Annotated in this window: 17 protein-coding genes; 15 read left to right on the plus strand and 2 right to left on the minus strand. The window is 35.0% G+C overall.

All coding sequences use genetic code 11. The features are described from left to right. The first annotated feature begins 228 nt into the window (after positions 1 to 228). From FFM65_RS11170 to holA, 8 genes are read left to right on the plus strand one after another with little or no spacing between them, the layout of a single operon-like run. Positions 229 to 1,407, plus strand: a complete 1,179-nt coding sequence (locus FFM65_RS11170; protein ID WP_119318826.1) for an FtsW/RodA/SpoVE family cell cycle protein — start codon at positions 229 to 231, stop codon at positions 1,405 to 1,407. A 4-nt stretch (positions 1,408 to 1,411) separates the two neighbouring features. Further along, positions 1,412 to 1,675: a DUF2129 domain-containing protein gene (locus FFM65_RS11175; protein WP_245954270.1), complete on the plus strand. Its 264-nt coding sequence runs from the start codon at positions 1,412 to 1,414 to the stop codon at positions 1,673 to 1,675. Further along, complete coding sequence (rsmD, locus tag FFM65_RS11180; RefSeq protein ID WP_119318827.1) at positions 1,675 to 2,223, plus strand: 16S rRNA (guanine(966)-N(2))-methyltransferase RsmD; 549 nt, start codon at positions 1,675 to 1,677, stop codon at positions 2,221 to 2,223. The genes FFM65_RS11175 and rsmD overlap by 1 nt, the downstream gene beginning before the upstream one ends. A 1-nt stretch (position 2,224) precedes the next feature. Then, positions 2,225 to 2,716 carry a pantetheine-phosphate adenylyltransferase gene (gene coaD / locus FFM65_RS11185; RefSeq protein WP_119318828.1) on the plus strand — a complete coding sequence of 164 codons (492 nt, stop codon included), beginning with the start codon at positions 2,225 to 2,227 and terminating at the stop codon, positions 2,714 to 2,716. 6 nt (positions 2,717 to 2,722) lie between these two features. Beyond that, a complete protein-coding gene (locus FFM65_RS11190) occupies positions 2,723 to 3,778 on the plus strand; it encodes a SepM family pheromone-processing serine protease (RefSeq protein ID WP_059074189.1) in 1,056 nt (351 codons plus the stop codon). Positions 3,779 to 3,817: 39 nt separating this feature from the next. Next, positions 3,818 to 4,420, plus strand: a complete 603-nt coding sequence (locus FFM65_RS11195) for a helix-hairpin-helix domain-containing protein (RefSeq protein WP_119318829.1) — start codon at positions 3,818 to 3,820, stop codon at positions 4,418 to 4,420. A 33-nt stretch (positions 4,421 to 4,453) separates the two neighbouring features. Continuing rightward, positions 4,454 to 6,670 carry a DNA internalization-related competence protein ComEC/Rec2 gene (locus FFM65_RS11200; protein WP_255311505.1) on the plus strand — a complete coding sequence of 739 codons (2,217 nt, stop codon included), beginning with the start codon at positions 4,454 to 4,456 and terminating at the stop codon, positions 6,668 to 6,670. Next, positions 6,645 to 7,658: a DNA polymerase III subunit delta gene (gene holA, locus FFM65_RS11205; RefSeq protein ID WP_119318831.1), complete on the plus strand. Its 1,014-nt coding sequence runs from the start codon at positions 6,645 to 6,647 to the stop codon at positions 7,656 to 7,658. Before FFM65_RS11200 ends, holA begins: the two co-directional genes overlap by 26 nt. A 72-nt stretch (positions 7,659 to 7,730) precedes the next feature. Here holA and rpsT read toward each other — a convergent pair whose 3' ends face one another. Continuing rightward, positions 7,731 to 7,979, minus strand: a complete 249-nt coding sequence (gene rpsT / locus FFM65_RS11210) for a 30S ribosomal protein S20 (RefSeq protein ID WP_010020066.1) — start codon at positions 7,977 to 7,979, stop codon at positions 7,731 to 7,733. 215 nt (positions 7,980 to 8,194) lie between these two features. Here rpsT and rpsO point away from each other — a divergent pair, with 215 nt between their 5' ends. From rpsO to yihA, 7 genes are all read left to right on the plus strand, one after another. Beyond that, positions 8,195 to 8,464 carry a 30S ribosomal protein S15 gene (rpsO, locus tag FFM65_RS11215; protein ID WP_057811987.1) on the plus strand — a complete coding sequence of 90 codons (270 nt, stop codon included), beginning with the start codon at positions 8,195 to 8,197 and terminating at the stop codon, positions 8,462 to 8,464. Between the two features lie 173 nt (positions 8,465 to 8,637). Beyond that, entirely contained in the window at positions 8,638 to 10,356 is a 1,719-nt protein-coding gene (locus tag FFM65_RS11220; RefSeq protein WP_119318832.1) for a ribonuclease J, read from the plus strand. 27 nt (positions 10,357 to 10,383) lie between these two features. Next, positions 10,384 to 11,331 (plus strand): tetratricopeptide repeat protein, encoded by a 948-nt coding sequence (locus FFM65_RS11225; protein ID WP_119318833.1) that lies wholly within the window; start codon positions 10,384 to 10,386, stop codon positions 11,329 to 11,331. A gap of 205 nt (positions 11,332 to 11,536) precedes the next feature. After that, positions 11,537 to 12,727, plus strand: a complete 1,191-nt coding sequence (gene tuf, locus FFM65_RS11230; RefSeq protein WP_010020061.1) for an elongation factor Tu — start codon at positions 11,537 to 11,539, stop codon at positions 12,725 to 12,727. 203 nt (positions 12,728 to 12,930) lie between these two features. Beyond that, a complete protein-coding gene (gene tig / locus FFM65_RS11235) occupies positions 12,931 to 14,217 on the plus strand; it encodes a trigger factor (protein ID WP_119318834.1) in 1,287 nt (428 codons plus the stop codon). Between the two features lie 137 nt (positions 14,218 to 14,354). Further along, entirely contained in the window at positions 14,355 to 15,602 is a 1,248-nt protein-coding gene (gene clpX / locus FFM65_RS11240) for an ATP-dependent Clp protease ATP-binding subunit ClpX (protein WP_119318835.1), read from the plus strand. A 54-nt stretch (positions 15,603 to 15,656) separates the two neighbouring features. Then, positions 15,657 to 16,238 (plus strand): ribosome biogenesis GTP-binding protein YihA/YsxC, encoded by a 582-nt coding sequence (gene yihA, locus FFM65_RS11245; protein WP_119318836.1) that lies wholly within the window; start codon positions 15,657 to 15,659, stop codon positions 16,236 to 16,238. 28 nt (positions 16,239 to 16,266) lie between these two features. Here the strand turns inward: yihA and FFM65_RS11250 are convergent, their stop codons facing one another. Beyond that, positions 16,267 to 16,842, minus strand: coding sequence for a histidine phosphatase family protein (locus FFM65_RS11250; RefSeq protein ID WP_119318837.1), 576 nt, complete (start codon positions 16,840 to 16,842; stop codon positions 16,267 to 16,269). Positions 16,843 to 17,030 lie beyond the last annotated feature (188 nt).

Consider the following 17,030-nt stretch of genomic DNA (forward strand, 5'->3'; position numbering starts at 1 on the left):
AATCGTGGTTATAAAGGATATTATATATGTCCTTTTTTAATTGGTATAAAAAAATCGCGCCAGTAGAATTAATCTACCAACACGATAAAGTGTAGACCCATAATTTTAAGGGTTGGGGACAATAGTCTTCAGCCCTTTTTGTTTTGACTTTTTAGTTCGATTATGCGGAGTTTTTTTATCTATTTATTTGGTGGTATAATCGTTATATCAGATTTTAGGAGTTAAAATGTGAAAAAATTAAAGAAGATAGACTTATGGATCGTGATTCCATATATTCTGTTATTGGGTATAGGCATCGTAATGGTGTATTCAGCCAGTTTTTATAATTCTTTAATGGCTGGAGGTAGCACTAATCAATATTTGGTTAAGCAAGCCATTTATGCGGTGTTGGGGATTTTTCTATGTTATGTAACTTTTATGCTGAAAGAGCGAATTCTGAAGAGTCAGCGAATTTTGAGTATCGTAATGCTGATTACAGTTGGTTCGTTATTTTATTTGTTAGGACGCGCTTTTGTTGATCCTAGTAGTCGTGTTAATGGGGCTTCTGCTTGGATCAGTTTGAAAATATTTAACTTTCAACCTTTGGAATTCGCTAAATTGTTTTTGATTATGTTTTTGGCGCTAGTTTTAACTAATAAACAAAATCGCTTAATTAGGAAACAAGGTTGGAAAGAAGTTTTTCGAGAGGTTTTACAGCCAATGATAATTGTTGCAGCAATTATCATCATGGTACTCGTACAGCCGGATATTGGTGGAGCTTTGATTTTGTCGTTGATAACTTTAGTATTGTTGGCTTCGTCAACTATTCCTGGAAAATTAATCGCTGAACTAAGTGGCGTTTTGTTAACAGTTTTTATTGCCGTTGTAGTTATGATCACGAAGTTTCCACCTAATTTTGTAAAGACGAATTATGCTTACCAACGATTTTTGGCTATGCAACATCCATTTCAATTGGAACAAAAATCCGGAGCACAGTTAGTTAATTCTTTTTATGCAATTAGTAACGGTGGAATTTTTGGGACTGGTTTAGGAAATAGTATTCAAAAGCGTGGTTATTTACCTGAACCACATACCGATTTTATTTTGTCGATTATCAGTGAAGAATTGGGCTTAGTTGGTGTAGTTTTTATCTTGGGCTTATTGATGATTATTATTTTGAGAATGATTTCCTTAGGATTCCGTTCTAAAAAAACTTACAATTCATTAGTTTATTATGGTGTGGCAACGATGATTTTGGTCCAAATCATCTTAAACGTTGGTGGATTGTTAGGATTGATTCCTTTAACTGGGGTTACTTTGCCATTTATTAGTTATGGTGGATCCAGTTTATTGATTTTATCAGTCGCGTTAGGAATCGTCTTGAATCTTGAAGCAACAACGAAGTTTGAAAAAATGAAAAAAAGGTGATTCTATGTACAAAAAAGTGGAACGCCAGGCGCTGTATGTCTGGGTCTACTCACTAAAATGGAGAAAAAAATTGCAACGTTATGGAACGATTTATTACACTTCTCCTAAAATGAAATATGTTATGTTGTACGTCAATTCAGAAAAAGTTTCAGAAGTTAGAAAAGAATTGATTTCTAAAAAATATGTTAAATGTGTGGCATTAGCTCATCGTAAAGAGTTAGATGAACATTTTGTTTTAAAATCTAAGAATACTGAAGAGGAAGATTAATGAAGGTAGTTTCAGGTAAATTTCGAGGTCTTAATTTGAAGGCGGTGCCGACTAATAACACTCGTCCAACTTCGGCCAAAGTTAAGGAAGCTGTCTTCAGCATGTTGTCACCTTATATGGTTGATGGCAATGCCCTAGATTTATTTGCTGGTACTGGTAGTTTGGGCATTGAAGCTGTTTCTAGAGGTTATGAGAAAGCTTATTTGGTTGATAAAGCGTACAAAGCCATCAATACAATCAAAGAAAACGTCGAAAAGACTCGTGAAGAGGACAATTTTGTCGTAATCAAATCTAGTGCAACTGAAGCATTGAAGAAATTTGAAGATGAAAAAATCAAATTTGATTTAGTATTCTTAGATCCACCATATCGAATGAAGATCACTGAACAAATTATTTCTGATTTGGTCACTAATAATTTGCTAAATGATGGGGCAATCATAGTCGATGAAACAGATTATGATATTGATTTAGAATTAGAACAGATCGAATTGATTAAAGAAAAAAGATACAAAGATACTAAAGTGGCAATGTATCGATTTGGAGGTTAAAATGTCTGAAAGAATTGGTCTTTATGCGGGAAGTTTTGATCCAATTACCAATGGTCATTTGGATATTATCCGTCGGTCAGCTAAGTTGTTTGACAAATTGTATGTAGTACCGATGACGAATACTTCAAAAAATTATTTATTTACATATCAAGAGAAAAAAGCTTTTATTGAAGCAGAAATTACTGATTTAGATAATGTTGAAATTATTGATGGTAAAAATGAGCTGTCTACTAAGTTAGCTAAGGATTTGGGAGCACACTTCTTAGTGCGTTCTATGCGTAATCCTGATGATTTTGGTTATGAATCAGGAGTTGCTTCAATCAATAAAGTTTTGGATAAAAATATTGAAACGATATTCCTGCTAGCTAATGGCAAATATGCTACGATATCATCATCAATGATGAAAGAGGTAGCAAAATTTGGTGGCGATATTTCTGAATTTGTTCCTCCAGCTGTTGCTAAAACATTGATAAAGAAGTTGAGGAAGGAATAATTCATTTTGAAGTTCAACAAAACTAGAAACAAAGTTTTTGGTGCTATTTTTATTTTCATAGTTGTGGTGGCATTTTTCTTCTACCCAACTAAATATTATTTGGAAGTACCAGGTTCAGCTGAAGATACTTCGCAGTTCGTCAAGGTGGCTGGCAAACATGATCAGAAAAAAGGTAATCTGTTATTGACCACAGTAGGTATTGTTAATGGAACGCCGTTTACGCTTTTGAAATCTGTCGGCAATAACTTTGAGACTATTTATTCGCAACAAGAGTTGATGGGTGACGAAACGAATGAAGAGTACTTGCGAGTTCAACAGTATTATATGAAGTCAGCTACAAACAATGCCATTCAAGCTGCATATTCTAAAGCTGATAAACCCTTTACGAAAAAGTATTTGGGTGTCTACGTCATGGATGTAATGGATAATTCTGATTTTAAGAATAAATTAGCGATTGGCGATACGATTACATCGATCAACGGCTACCATTTTAATAACGCTGATCAATTTATTAAATACGTCAAAAAGCAGAATAAGAAATCAACAGTAAAGATTAAGTTTACTCGTGATGGCAAGCAAAAAACTGCCAGCGGAAAATTAGTTAAGCTAGCTGATACGAAACGCTTTGGTTTAGGTATTACTTTAACTGATAATACCGAAGCAAAAGGGAAACCAGCTACTAAAATCGATGCCGGTAGTATTGGTGGTCCGTCTGCTGGATTGATGTTCACTTTACAGGTTTATTCACAAATTACGAATAATAATCTAAAAGCTGGCCGTACGATTGCCGGGACAGGAACTATTTCTCCTGATGGTACAGTTGGTCCAATTGGTGGAATCGAGAAAAAAGTTTATGCTGCTTCTCAAGAAGGCGCAACGATCTTCTTTGCTCCCGATGATCCAGTTACCAAATTGATTAAAAAATATGAACCAGGTTATGTTAATAACTACCACTTAGCTTTACGTGCCGCTAAAAAAATTCATACTAAGATGAAGATCGTTCCTGTTAAGAATTTGAACGATGCAATTAATTATCTTGAAAAAACTAAACAGTCCAAATAAGGGCTGTTTTTTTTCGTAGTTTCTTTTGAGGTGATAAAAATGAATGATTTTTTAGACTATATTAAGCGTAATAAAGTGATAGTCATTGTTATAAGTGTTTTGATTTTAGGATTGGGAGGCTATTGGTGGGTTAATCGGGTCCCAGTAGTCAAAAATGATATCAAAACTGAAATCAAGGCTCCTAAAAAAGTTTCTGAGAAGAAAACTTCAGCTCCCAAAAATAAATTAGTGGCAGTTGATATTCAGGGAGCAGTGAAAAAGCCGGGTGTCTACCAGCTTAAAGAGAATTCATTAGTTCAAGCAGCAATTCAGTTGGCAGGCGGTCTAGCGGATAATGCTGATACTAAGCAAATAAATCAAGCCAAACGAGTTACTGACCAAATGCAAATTTATGTGCCGGTCATTGGCAATAATAATTCTGTATCAGCAAATGCTGTACCTGCTAAAGGTGAAAAACTCAATATAAATAATGCAAAAGTTGAAGATTTTAAGAATGTCACTGGAATTGGACCTAAGAAAGCCGAGAAAATTATTGCTTTTCGTGAGAAAAACGGCAATTTTAAAAATTTACATGATTTGACTAAAGTATCCGGTATTGGTGAAAAGAGTTTGGATTCTTTAAAAGATCAATTGACTGTTTAGCTTATGAAGAATTATTTTATTTTTCCCGCCGTTATGACGAGTATCATTGTAGCAGCGCTGTTTGAATCAGTATGGTTTTGGTGTTTGGCAGTAATTTTATTGCTTAGATTAATTTGTTTGAAAAAATCAGTAGTGTTAATTGTCACGATCGTACTAGCTGCAATTACAGGCATTCGTTGTCAGAGTTTTATGCAAAAGCCAAAACCAGAAAATTTTCAGACAGCTGTTTTTTCTCCGGATAAAATATCAGTGAATGGTGATATTTTGAGTGGTGAATTAAAAGCCAAACAAAATGTACGTTTCATTTATCGAATTAAGACCAAAAAAGAACAAAAAATTTGGAAAAATTTATCTGAATTAACAAGCGCTCAAGTAAAAATAGCAACGAAACAACCATTAATGGGGCCACGGAATCCAGGGGAATTTGATTTTAAAAAGTATGCACAACATAAAGGTATTTTTTATCAAGTAAATTTGAAAAGTATCAACCATTTGCAAGTAGCCGAACCTCAAACAATATCAGAAAAAATAAATGTTTTACGAATACATATAATCAAATATTTATCGCAATTGCCAAAATGGTTAAGGATTCACGCACAAAGTTTACTAGTGGGTTATGTTCCTAGTTCAGAGAAGGATTTTCTTAAAACTCTGAGTATTTTAGGAATTATCCATTTGTTTAGTTTGTCAGGATTGCATGTATTAGTAATTTTAACTTTTCTGAGAAAGATAACTTCGTTTTTCAAAATTCCGGTTGACTGGGTTGATGGTACATTTTTATTGATTCTCCCATGTTATGGATTATTGGTAGGATCAAAAAGTGGAATTTGGCGAGCAATTATCTTGGCGATGTTGGCAATAGTTTTGAAGAAATTAAAAATATCAGTCAGTAAATTAGATTTATTTAGTCTAACTTTGTTAATTTGTACATTAATTTATCCATTTGCCATGATCGAAATGGGTGGTCAGTTGAGTTTCCTGTTATCTTTTACAATTTTATATTTATATGAAGGAACAAATTTATTATTAGCCACATTTAAGATGAATTTAGTCAGTCTACCTTTGATTTGCTTTTACACATATCAATTCAATTGGTTAACCATTGTCGTGAATATTATCTTCGTACCATTGTTTATGATGGTAATTTTACCGATTACGATATTCTCGGCTTTTACAGTTCATTGGTCAGTTTGGAATTTTATTAATCAAATTTTCGAGCAATTATATCAATTTTTGGATAGCTTAGCTTTGAATAGACAGTTCACTTTCATTACTGGTAAATTTTCGGTCGTATTAGTGTTGTTACTTGTAATTGTTACGCTTTTTTATGTGGAAAGTCGCAATTTTTGGAATCGGTACTTGTTGAGTTATGTAATTATATTTTGGGGATGCGTCTTCTTGAATAAATTTCCACTTACTGGTTCGGTTAATTTAATCGATATTGGTCAAGGAGATAGTATTTTGATTACTACACCGTTAAACCGAAAAGTAGTGATGATCGATGTAGCAGGTAAGGTTCATTTTCCTACAAAACCTTGGGCAAAACATGATAGTGGCAATCAAGTAGATTTCAACACTTTACCTGTTCTGAAATCGAAAGGAATTAGCCACATTGATAAATTATTTTTGACCCATAAAGACGTTGATCATATTGGAAATTTAGAAACAATTTTGACTAAATTCGATGTTAAAGAAGTCAATTTTGGAATTGGCTTAGAAAATGACGCCAAAATTAAAAAGACAATCCAAAAACATCCCCAAATTAAATTCAAAAATTTGCGTCAAGGTGACAGAATTAAAGTTGGAACTTTGGATTTTCAAGTTTTATGGCCACAAAAGAGTGGTAAGGGTGAGAACAGAGATTCATTGACATTATTAACTAAAATTAAACAAAGAAATTGGTTATTTACCGGTGATTTAGACATCGCCTCGGAAAATAAAATTTTAAAGAAATATCGATTCAAAGTGGATTATTTAAAACTAGGACATCATGGTTCTAAGACCTCAACTGGCGACAATTTATTGCAAGTTACTAAACCTAATGTTGGTCTGATCTCTGCAGGGATTAATAACCGTTATGGGCATCCTAATCAAGAAACTTTGACACGTCTGAAAAACCATCGGGTTCAATATTTTAATACGGCTGAATATGGTATGATATCTTGGTATTATAATTTCTTCAATGACGAAGGAAGATTAACGACATTTTTGAAGGGTGACTTGATTGAAGGTAACAGAACTAAAAAATAATTTAAAGCAAGGTAATTTGAGTAACGTCTATTTAATTACTGGTAAAGAGCAAGTTTTTATCAAAGAAATTCAAAAGTCATTTAAAGAAATCATGTCTGCCGAAGAACGAGAAATGAATTTTTCTAATTTTGATTTGGAGGAAGTGTCGATTGCTGACTTAATCAATGAAGCAATTTCAGCACCATTCTTTGGCGAGCGACGATTAGTTTTTGCTCAGCATCCATACTTTTTGACGGGTGAAAAAGCCAAAAATGTTATTGAACAAAATGTTGATTTGTTGATTAAATACATTCAAGATCCAACACCATCGACAATTTTGGTGATTTTTGCATCATATGACAAGTTGGATGCACGAAAAAAAATAACTAAGCAACTTAAGAAATTAGCCACTGTAGTTGATGCCGGTCAGATGGAGGGGTCAGCTTTGAATCGGACAGTTAAAGCCGATTTGAATAAAGCTGGCTATGAGATTGATCCAGATGCTTTGGGATTGTTGATCAATAAAACTAAGGGCAATTATTCCTTGATTACTAATCAGTTGGATAAATTGAAGTTGTACTCGTTACAAACTAAGAAGATTGATCAAACAGCAGTTAACGAATTAGTTCCCCAATCTTTAGAAGATAATGTTTTTGATCTAACGACCCAAATTCTTAACAAGAATATTTATAAAGCTGAAGAATTGTACGACCAATTTTTATTGCAAAAAATCGATCCAATTTTATTAGTAGCAATTATCATTTCACAACTCAGATTGTTGATTCAAATTCAAATTCTGTCGGAAAAGGGACTTTCAGAAGGAACGATTGCCAAGAATCTACGTTTGAATCCTTATCGGGTTAAATATTCTTATCGACAGGCTAAGGCATTGAATCGCAAACGACTTCAGGTAATGTATTCTGACTGTGTGAATCTCGATTATCAAATCAAATCAGGACAAGGTGATAAAGAATTACTATTTGATTTATTCATTGCTAAGCATGCATAAAAAGGGACCCAGATTAATATCCGGATCCCTTTTTTGGACAAAATAAAAAAGCAACCTTCTGGCTGCTTATCATTAATTCAATTTTGCAAGTCTTGACTTATCACGAGCAGCCTTGTTAGCCTTGATTAGGCCTTTTGACTTAGCCATGTCAATAGCACGGACAGCTGTTCTGAACAATTCATCTTTGTTGTCAGCGTTTTTGGCAGCTGATGTTTCAAAGTTCTTGATTGCTGAACGCATTGAACTCTTTTGTGCATTGTTGCGAAGGTTTGCGCTTTCTGCAGTCTTTACACGTTTCATAGCTGATTTAATTTGTGGCATTAATTTCACCTCCGATTACCTAGTAAGCTTTAAAACTCAATACATAGAATTATACATAATTCGCATTGGCAATGCAACGAATTGTGTATTTTTTTTCGCTATTGCAAAAATATCAAATTTGTAGTAAATTTATTAGTTGTGTTAACCATGCTCTGTTTGACGAATCACCAACGCAAGCATAGTTTGGCTAAATTTATAAGGAAAAGGTGAAATAAATGGCTATTTCAAAAGAAAAGAAAAACGAAATTATCAAGCAATATGCACGTAAAGACGGAGACACAGGTTCTCCAGAAGTACAAATTGCTGTATTAACTTATGATATCAATGCACTTAACGACCACTTGAAGGTTAACAAGAAAGACCACCACTCATATGTTGGTCTACTTAAGAAGATTGGTCACCGTCGTAACTTATTAGCATACCTACGTAACAAGGATGTTCAACGTTACCGTGAACTAATCAAGTCATTGGGTCTACGTCGTTAATAATTATTTTAGGGGTTTCCATTATGGAACCCCTATTTTTTTTGCTTATTTTCTCTAAAACACTGTTGATATGGTAGAATAAAAAACAGGTATAGCTTAAATAGTCTTAAAAGACTTTAAAATCACAATAGAATATTATGATCTATGCTATTTTAATGAAATGAGAGATGAAAATGGATAAAAAAATTAAAATAATTTTGTTAAGTGGCGTACGCGAAAATGGAAAAAATATGTACGCAGTAGAAGTAAATGATGAAATCTATATCCTCGATATTGGTTTGCAATATCCTGATAATGATCTTTATGGAATCGATGTTGTCGTACCAGATATGACTTACATCAAAAAAAACATTGATAAAGTAGTAGGAATTTTCTTGTCACATGGACATGCTGATGCAATCAGAGCCTTGCCATATTTGATAGGTGAGTACGATATTCCAGTCTTTGGTTCAGAAATGTCAATTGAACTTGCTAAAATTGTTTGTGCAAATGATCGTCGTAGTAAGAAGTTTTCAGATTTTCATGTTATTGATGAAAACACAGCCATCGACTTTAACGAAGCTTCAGTATCATTTTTCAAAACGACCCACTCAATTCCCGGATCATTAGGAATCGTTATCAAAACAAGTGAAGGCCAAATCGTTTATACGGGTGACTTCAAATTCGATCAAGCTGCTGCTCCAATTTATAAGACTGATTATGGTCGAATTGCCAAAATTGGTAGTGAACGTGTTTTAGCCTTATTAAGTGACTCTGCTAATGCGGAATCACCATATGAAAATTCCAGCGAAAAAGATATTTATGAATATATTTTTGATACATTTAGCTACCACACAGGAAGAATTATCGTAGCTCAAGTTGCTTCTAACATTCAAAGAATGCAACAAGTCTTAGATGCAGCCGATAAAACGGGTAGAAGAGTCTTTTTGTCCGGAACTGACGCTGAGAAGATTTTGAAGACAGCGATGAGATTGAACTATCTAACTATTAAGAACAAAGAATTGTTAGTCAAACCTAAGGAACTAAAGAATGTCGATAAAGATAAGTTAGTCATTATTGAAACTGGTAAAATGGGTGAGCCAATCAAAGTTTTGCGTAAGATGGCCAATCCTGCTGCTAAGACTAAATTCCAAGTTGAGGAGGGCGATTTAGTCTTTATTGCTACAACACCTTCACATGCGATGGAAACAACTGTTGCTAAAGCTCGCGATGCCATTTATCGTACTGGAGCCGAAGTTAAAGCTTTGAGTGATGATAAGCATTCATCAGGCCACGCTAATAAATCTGATTTGCAATTAATGATCAATCTATTGAATCCAGAAAATGTTATTCCTATTCAAGGGGAATATCGTCTATTAGATGCTCACGCTAGAATTGCTCATGAAACTGGTGTTCCTTATCAAAATATTTTCCTAACTAAAAAAGGTGACGTTCTTAATTATGAAAATGGCCAATTTTATCAAGGAAAAGGCGTTGATGCTGGAGATACTATGATTGATGGTATCGGTATTGGTGATATTGGTAGTATTGTGCTTCGTGATCGTGAATTATTGGCCGAAGACGGGGTCTTTATTGCGGTTGCTACAATTGACCGTAAAAAGAAGAAAGTCGTTGCTAAGCCTAAAATAACTGCTCGTGGGTTCGTTTATATGCGTGCTAGTCGTGACTTGTTGAGTGAAAGTTCAGATATCATCGTGAATACGATCGTTGACTATATGCAAACAAGTAAAGATTTCGATTGGTCAGATTTGAAACAAAATGTTCGTGAAAAATTAAATCATTTCTTGTACGAACAAACTAACCGTCACCCTGTTATTTTACCTGTAATCATGGAAGTAAATCAGAATAGACACAGAAAGTCTAAATCAAAAGCAAAAAAACAGAATAAGTAATTTATTCAGAGATGGTTGAGGTACTTTATGAGCGACTCAGATAATCTAAAAAAAATCCTAGATCAAGCTCAAGATGCCTTTGATCAAGGTGACTGGGAAGAGTCAACTGACTTATTTACACAAGCTTATGCAATGGAGCAGACGTTTGACATTAATAAGGGGTTGGCCGCTTCTTTATTGAATCAGAAAAGGCCTGGGGATGCTGAGGCGGTTATTTTAGATTATTTTAATTACTACCTCAGTGAGCCTGATACAGCTCGAATGGCATTGGACATTATTTTAGAAAATAATGATTTTTTGTTAGCCAATCAATTGTTAAATTTCTATGATACTAATTCGATACCAAATATTAAGCAGGACTTTCTAGATGAAATCGTTAAACGGATTCAAATTTCTGAAGACAGACATGAGCGCGCTTTTAAACCGGAAAAAGAAAAGATAACTAAGCGTCTATTATCGATCGTAACTGAATCAACGAGTGAACAAATTCAATTGCTGCGTAAGTTGCGAGAATTTAAAAAAGATGATTATATCGAAAATGCTAAGATTTTATTGGATAATCCCTTGTTACATCCGCTTTTAAAGAGCGAAGCATTGGAGAATTTATTGAAACTTGGACTCGATGAAAATATCGATATTTCTTTTTATGGTAAAAATAAAACTTGCAATCCAAGCAAGTTAATGCCTATTATGTCAACTGATGTCTATTTGAAAATGTGTGACGAACTAGAAAAATTATTGACTGATAAAAATGAAACTCAGTTGGAAAACTTTAAAGGTGAATTGTCACTTTATGCTGCATTTGTCTATCCTTTTGGGGAAGAAATAATAAAAAGCCCTGAACTCTGGACAAAGGCGATGCTTTTAAGGTATGGTTTAGTTGATGATTCACAAGTAAGTGATAATCAGGGGCTTGATGATGTAAAAACTTGGCTAAAAAGGTTCGATAATTTGATTGATGCCTTTCAAGAGTGAATTTTTTGAACTTTTTTCGCTTTGAGTATTTACAATTATGCTTACGCCCCGTATAATCCAAAGAGTATATTTTTAGTCGGTGATTTGCGTTGAATTAATTTGCTTTCACCTCTGAAAGTAGTATAATTTTTCAGTAAAGAGTCGTCTAAAGAACATTTTCTTTGGATCAATCTTATGAAATGAAATTTTAGGAGGATTCTTTGTAATGGCAGAAAAAGAACATTATGAGAGAACAAAGCCCCATGTAAATATTGGGACAATTGGTCACGTTGACCACGGTAAGACTACTTTAACAGCAGCAATCACTAAGATTTTGGCTGACAAAGGTTTAGCTAAAGCTGAAGATTACGCTGATATCGATAAGGCCCCAGAAGAAAAGGAACGTGGGATTACAATCAACACTGCTCACGTTGAATACGAAACTGAAAAGCGTCACTATGCACATATCGATGCTCCAGGACACGCTGATTACGTTAAGAATATGATCACTGGTGCTGCACAAATGGATGGTGCCATCCTTGTTGTTGCTGCAACTGATGGTCCTATGCCACAAACTCGTGAACACATCTTGCTTGCTCGTCAAGTTGGTGTTGAATACATCGTTGTCTTCTTGAACAAGACTGACCTTGTTGATGACCCAGAACTAGTTGACCTAGTTGAGATGGAAGTTCGTGAATTACTATCAGAATACGATTTCCCAGGGGATGACATTCCTGTAGTACGTGGTTCAGCTTTGAAGGCTCTTGAAGGAGACCCTGAAGAAGTAAAACACGTTGAAGAACTTCTTGATGTTGTTGATGAATACATCCCAACACCAGAACGTGATAATACAAAACCATTTATGATGCCCGTTGAAGATGTCTTCACTATCACAGGTCGTGGTACTGTTGCATCTGGTCGTATCGATCGTGGTGAAGTTAAGATCGGTGACGAAGTTGAAATCGTTGGTTTGAAGCCAGAAATCGAAAAGTCAACTGTTACAGGACTAGAAATGTTCCGTAAGACTCTTGATCTTGGTGAAGCCGGAGATAACGTTGGTATCTTACTACGTGGTATTAACCGTGATGAAATCGAACGTGGACAAGTTCTTGCTAAGCCAGGTTCAATCCAAACTCACAACAAGTTCAAGGGTGAAGTTTATATCATGAGTAAAGAAGAAGGTGGACGTCATACTCCATTCTTCTCAAACTACCGTCCACAATTCTACTTCCACACAACTGATGTTACTGGTGTTATTGAACTACCAGATGGTGTAGAAATGGTTATGCCTGGTGACCAAGTTACTTTTGAAGTTGACTTGATTGCTCCAGTTGCTATTGAAGAAGGTACAAGATTTACTGTTCGTGAAGGTGGCCGTACTGTTGGTGCCGGAGTTGTTACAGAAATCTTAGACTAATTCTAAGTGGTAATGATTTTAAAGAGTTGGTTAATCCAACTCTTTTTTTTATGCATAAATATTCAAAAATGTTGTAAAGTATTTTATAATGTAACAATGATGTCTAAAATTACCTAGAAATGACGACGAATGTTTACAATATTGCCATTTTAGGGTAATATTACAAAGTATGAGATCGTTGAAATACCGGAGGGATAATATAAATGTCTGCTAAGGCTAAATTTACAAAAAAAGAAAACAATACTGGTGAATTGAAATTTGAAATTGACCAAGACACAATCAAACAAGGTTTAGATACTGCATTTAACCGTGTTAAGAAGAGCTTAAATGTACCTGGTTTCAGAAAAGGTAGAGTACCTCGTCAAATCTTCAACCGTATGTATGGTGAAGAAGCATTGTACGAAGATGCTTTGAATGCTGTTTTACCAGCTGCATATCAAAATGCTGTTGACGAAACTAAAGTAGAACCAGTTGATCAACCACAAATCAATGTTGAATCAATGGAAAAAGGTCAACCTTGGGCTATTACTGCTGTAATTACAGTTAAACCTGACGTTGAACTTGGTGACTACAAAGGTATCGAAGTTAAGAAGCAAAAACGTAATGTTATGAAAGCTGACGTTGAAGGTCGTTTGGAAGAACTACAAAAGCAACAAGCTGAATTAGTTCTTAAAGACGGTAAAGCTGAAAAAGGCGATACAGTAATTATTGACTACGTTGGTACTGTTGATGGTAAAGAATTCGATGGTGGCAGTGCTCAAAACTACTCACTAGAACTTGGTTCAGGTACATTCATTCCTGGATTCGAAGACGAATTGATTGGTCACTCAGCTGGTGAAGATGTTGACGTTAACGTTACATTCCCAGAAGATTACCAAGCAAAAGATTTAGCTGGTAAGAAAGCTATTTTCAAGACAAAACTTCACGAAGTTAAGACAAAGGAATTGCCAGAATTAGACGATGACTTTGCTAAGGATGTTGACGAAAATGTTGACACACTTGAAGAATTAAAGACTAAGATCCATGACGAAATCAAGGATCAAAAGAAAGAAACTGCTGAAGAAAACATTCAAGAAGAAGCCATCTCAGGTGCTGTAAAGAACGCCAAAATCGATGACATTCCTCAAGCAATGATCGACACAGAAGTTGAAAATCAATTGAACCAATACTTAGCTAACTTACGTCGTCAAGGTATCGATCCTAAGTTGTACTATCAAATGACAGGTACATCAGAAGACGATTTGAAGAAACAATTTGCTAAAGATGCTGAAGAACGTGTTAAGACTGACTTAGTAATCGAAGCAATCGTTGCTAAAGAAGATATCAAACCTTCAGAAGACGAAATCAAAGCTGAAATCAAGTCATTGGCTGAAGAATACAAGATGGAAGAAAAAGCAGTTAGAAATGCACTTTCAGATGATATGTTAGCCCATGATATTGCTGCTAAGAAGGCAATTGAATTGATCGTTGACTCAGCTGTTGAAAAATAAAGCTAAAAGCTGTTAAACTTAAGGAAGCCGTAAGGCTTTCTTTTTTTATCACGAACAATCTAGAAACTAATTACTTTACTCTTAATTATTACAATGCTAGACTTTCAAAGTATTGGAACTATTGAAGGAGAATAACTATGTTTGATAGTACAGAAAATACTGGCACGATTAGCTGTTCATTTTGTGGTAAAACACAAGATCAAGTAAAGAAAATCGTTGCTGGTCCCGGTGTCTATATTTGTAATGAATGTATTGATTTATGCAAAGAGATTATCGATGAAGAATTAAATGAAGCAACACCACTTGATTTAGATAACATTCCTACACCTGTAGAAATTAAAAAAATCTTGGACGAATATGTGATTGGACAAAAGTCTGCCAAACGTGCTTTGTCAGTTGCTGTTTATAATCACTATAAGAGAATTAATAAAATGGAACACCTTAAAGACGGTGAAACAGAGCTTCAAAAGAGTAACATTGCCTTAATTGGACCTACTGGTTCAGGTAAGACTTTCTTAGCTCAAACATTGGCCCGTATTTTGAAGGTCCCATTTGCTATTGCTGACGCTACTACGCTTACTGAAGCTGGTTACGTTGGTGAAGACGTTGAAAATATTTTGCTTAAGTTACTTCAAAACGCTGACTTTGACGTGGACAAAGCAGAACACGGAATCGTATATATTGATGAAATTGACAAAATCGCTAAGAAGAGTGAAAATGTCTCAATTACACGTGATGTTTCTGGTGAGGGTGTCCAACAAGCTCTTTTGAAGATTCTTGAAGGAACAATTGCTAGTGTGCCACCACAAGGTGGAAGAAAGCATCCTCAACAAGAACTTATTCAAATCGACACAACCAACATTCTCTTTATCGTCGGTGGTGCGTTTGACGGTATTGAACAAATCGTTAAGAATCGTTTAGGCGATAAGACGATCGGTTTTGGTGCTGAACAAAAGGCTAGTGTTGCCGAAGAAAAGAATTTGATGAAACAAATCATCCCAGAAGACTTGATGAAATTTGGTATTATTCCTGAATTTATCGGTCGTATTCCAATCGTAACAGCATTGGATAAGTTAACAGAAAATGATTTGGTTGAAATTCTAACTAAGCCTAAGAATGCACTTGTAAAGCAATATAAGGAACTTCTTGGACTTGATGGCGTTGACTTAGTCTTCACTGATGATGCTCTTAAAGAAATTGCTAAGATGTCAATCGAAAGAAATACCGGGGCGCGTGGTTTGAGATCGATTCTTGAAGAAACGATGCTTGATACGATGTTCGATATTCCTGGTCGCGATGATATTGAAACAGTTAAGGTTACAAAAGATGCTGTTAGAAAAGTTAAAGAACCAGAAGTTATTTTGAAAAATGGAGAGGTTGCCTAGTTGGCAGCCTTTTTTCATACTAAATATGATAAAATTATGAGATTGAGGTGAATTATGCAAGTAAATAATGTTTCGATGAATATGAGTGCAGTTAGTTCCAAACAGTATCCCGATGAAGGATACCCTGAGATTGCTCTTCTAGGCCGTTCTAACGTCGGCAAATCTTCTTTGATTAATACGTTGATCAATCGTAAAAGCTTTGCGAGAACGTCTAGTACGCCTGGTAAAACACAAACACTTAATTTCTACAAAATTGAAGATCAATTATACTTAGTTGACGTGCCAGGATATGGCTTTGCAAAAGTATCAAAGAAGCAACGTGAAGAATTTGGTGTGATGATTGAGGAATATTTGACTACTCGAAAGGTTTTAAAGGGAGTAGTTATTTTAGTTGATGGTCGTCGTAGCCCTAGTGATGATGATGTCTCAATGTATCAATTTGTCAGTTACTATCACATTCCAACGTTGATCGTGGCAACAAAGATGGATAAAGTTAAACGTAATCAATGGAACAAGACCATCAGTCAAGTTAACAAGACAATGAATATCAATCAAACTGATGACTTACAATTATTTAGTTCTGAGACTAAAGCTGGTAAAGACGAGGTCTGGACTTGGATCGAAAATCATATGTAACAAAAAAATCGACTGTAAAGTCGATTTTTTATTTTGAAAAATTAATAATTTTCTGAAAATGAAATTCATTATTTTCAAAAGTAAATTTAAGAATGCTACAGTTCGTGAAACCACTTTGAATAATTTTTTGAATATCAGTCCAAAGATCAGAAAGCATCATCATAGCTCCACCATGACTAACTACTAGTACTGTTTGATTGTCTTGATTCATAATCTTTTGCAGAGTAGTAGCGATTCGTTTTTGCGCATCTTGATTATCCTCGCCACCAAATTGGACATAATAGTCGCCAAAATGTTTTTGAGGATCCATTTTAGGATGTAAATATTCATGTTCGCCTTCGAAGGCACCAAAAGAAAGCTCTTTTAAGCCCTTCAAGCGCGTATATGGCATGTCAGTTACAAGTTCCAACGTATCGCTAGCACGTTCAGCAGTCGAGCAATAAGCGGCATCAAATTGGATATTATTATCTTTGAAGTATTGACCAGCAGTTTTTGCTTGCTCAATACCTCTTTGCGTCAAAGGTGAATCGCACCAGCCTTGAATCTTTTTTTGGACGTTAAATAAGGTTTCACCGTGTCGCATGATATAAAGCGTCTTTTCCATTTGCATTTCCCCCTCGTAGAAAACACTTACATTATACAACAACTTGTAAAAAGACCTTGAAAAAAATTAAGGCTCTGTGTATCATCATACTTATAATAAGATTTTGGTTTTAAAATAATTAATGATTTATTTCAGAGTTCAGAGAATTGACGGTCGGTGCGAGTCAAGCAGGATAAATCACGAAATAC

Origin of the sequence: Companilactobacillus formosensis (assembly GCF_005405305.1) — a bacterium.
Lineage (GTDB): Bacteria > Bacillota > Bacilli > Lactobacillales > Lactobacillaceae > Companilactobacillus > Companilactobacillus formosensis.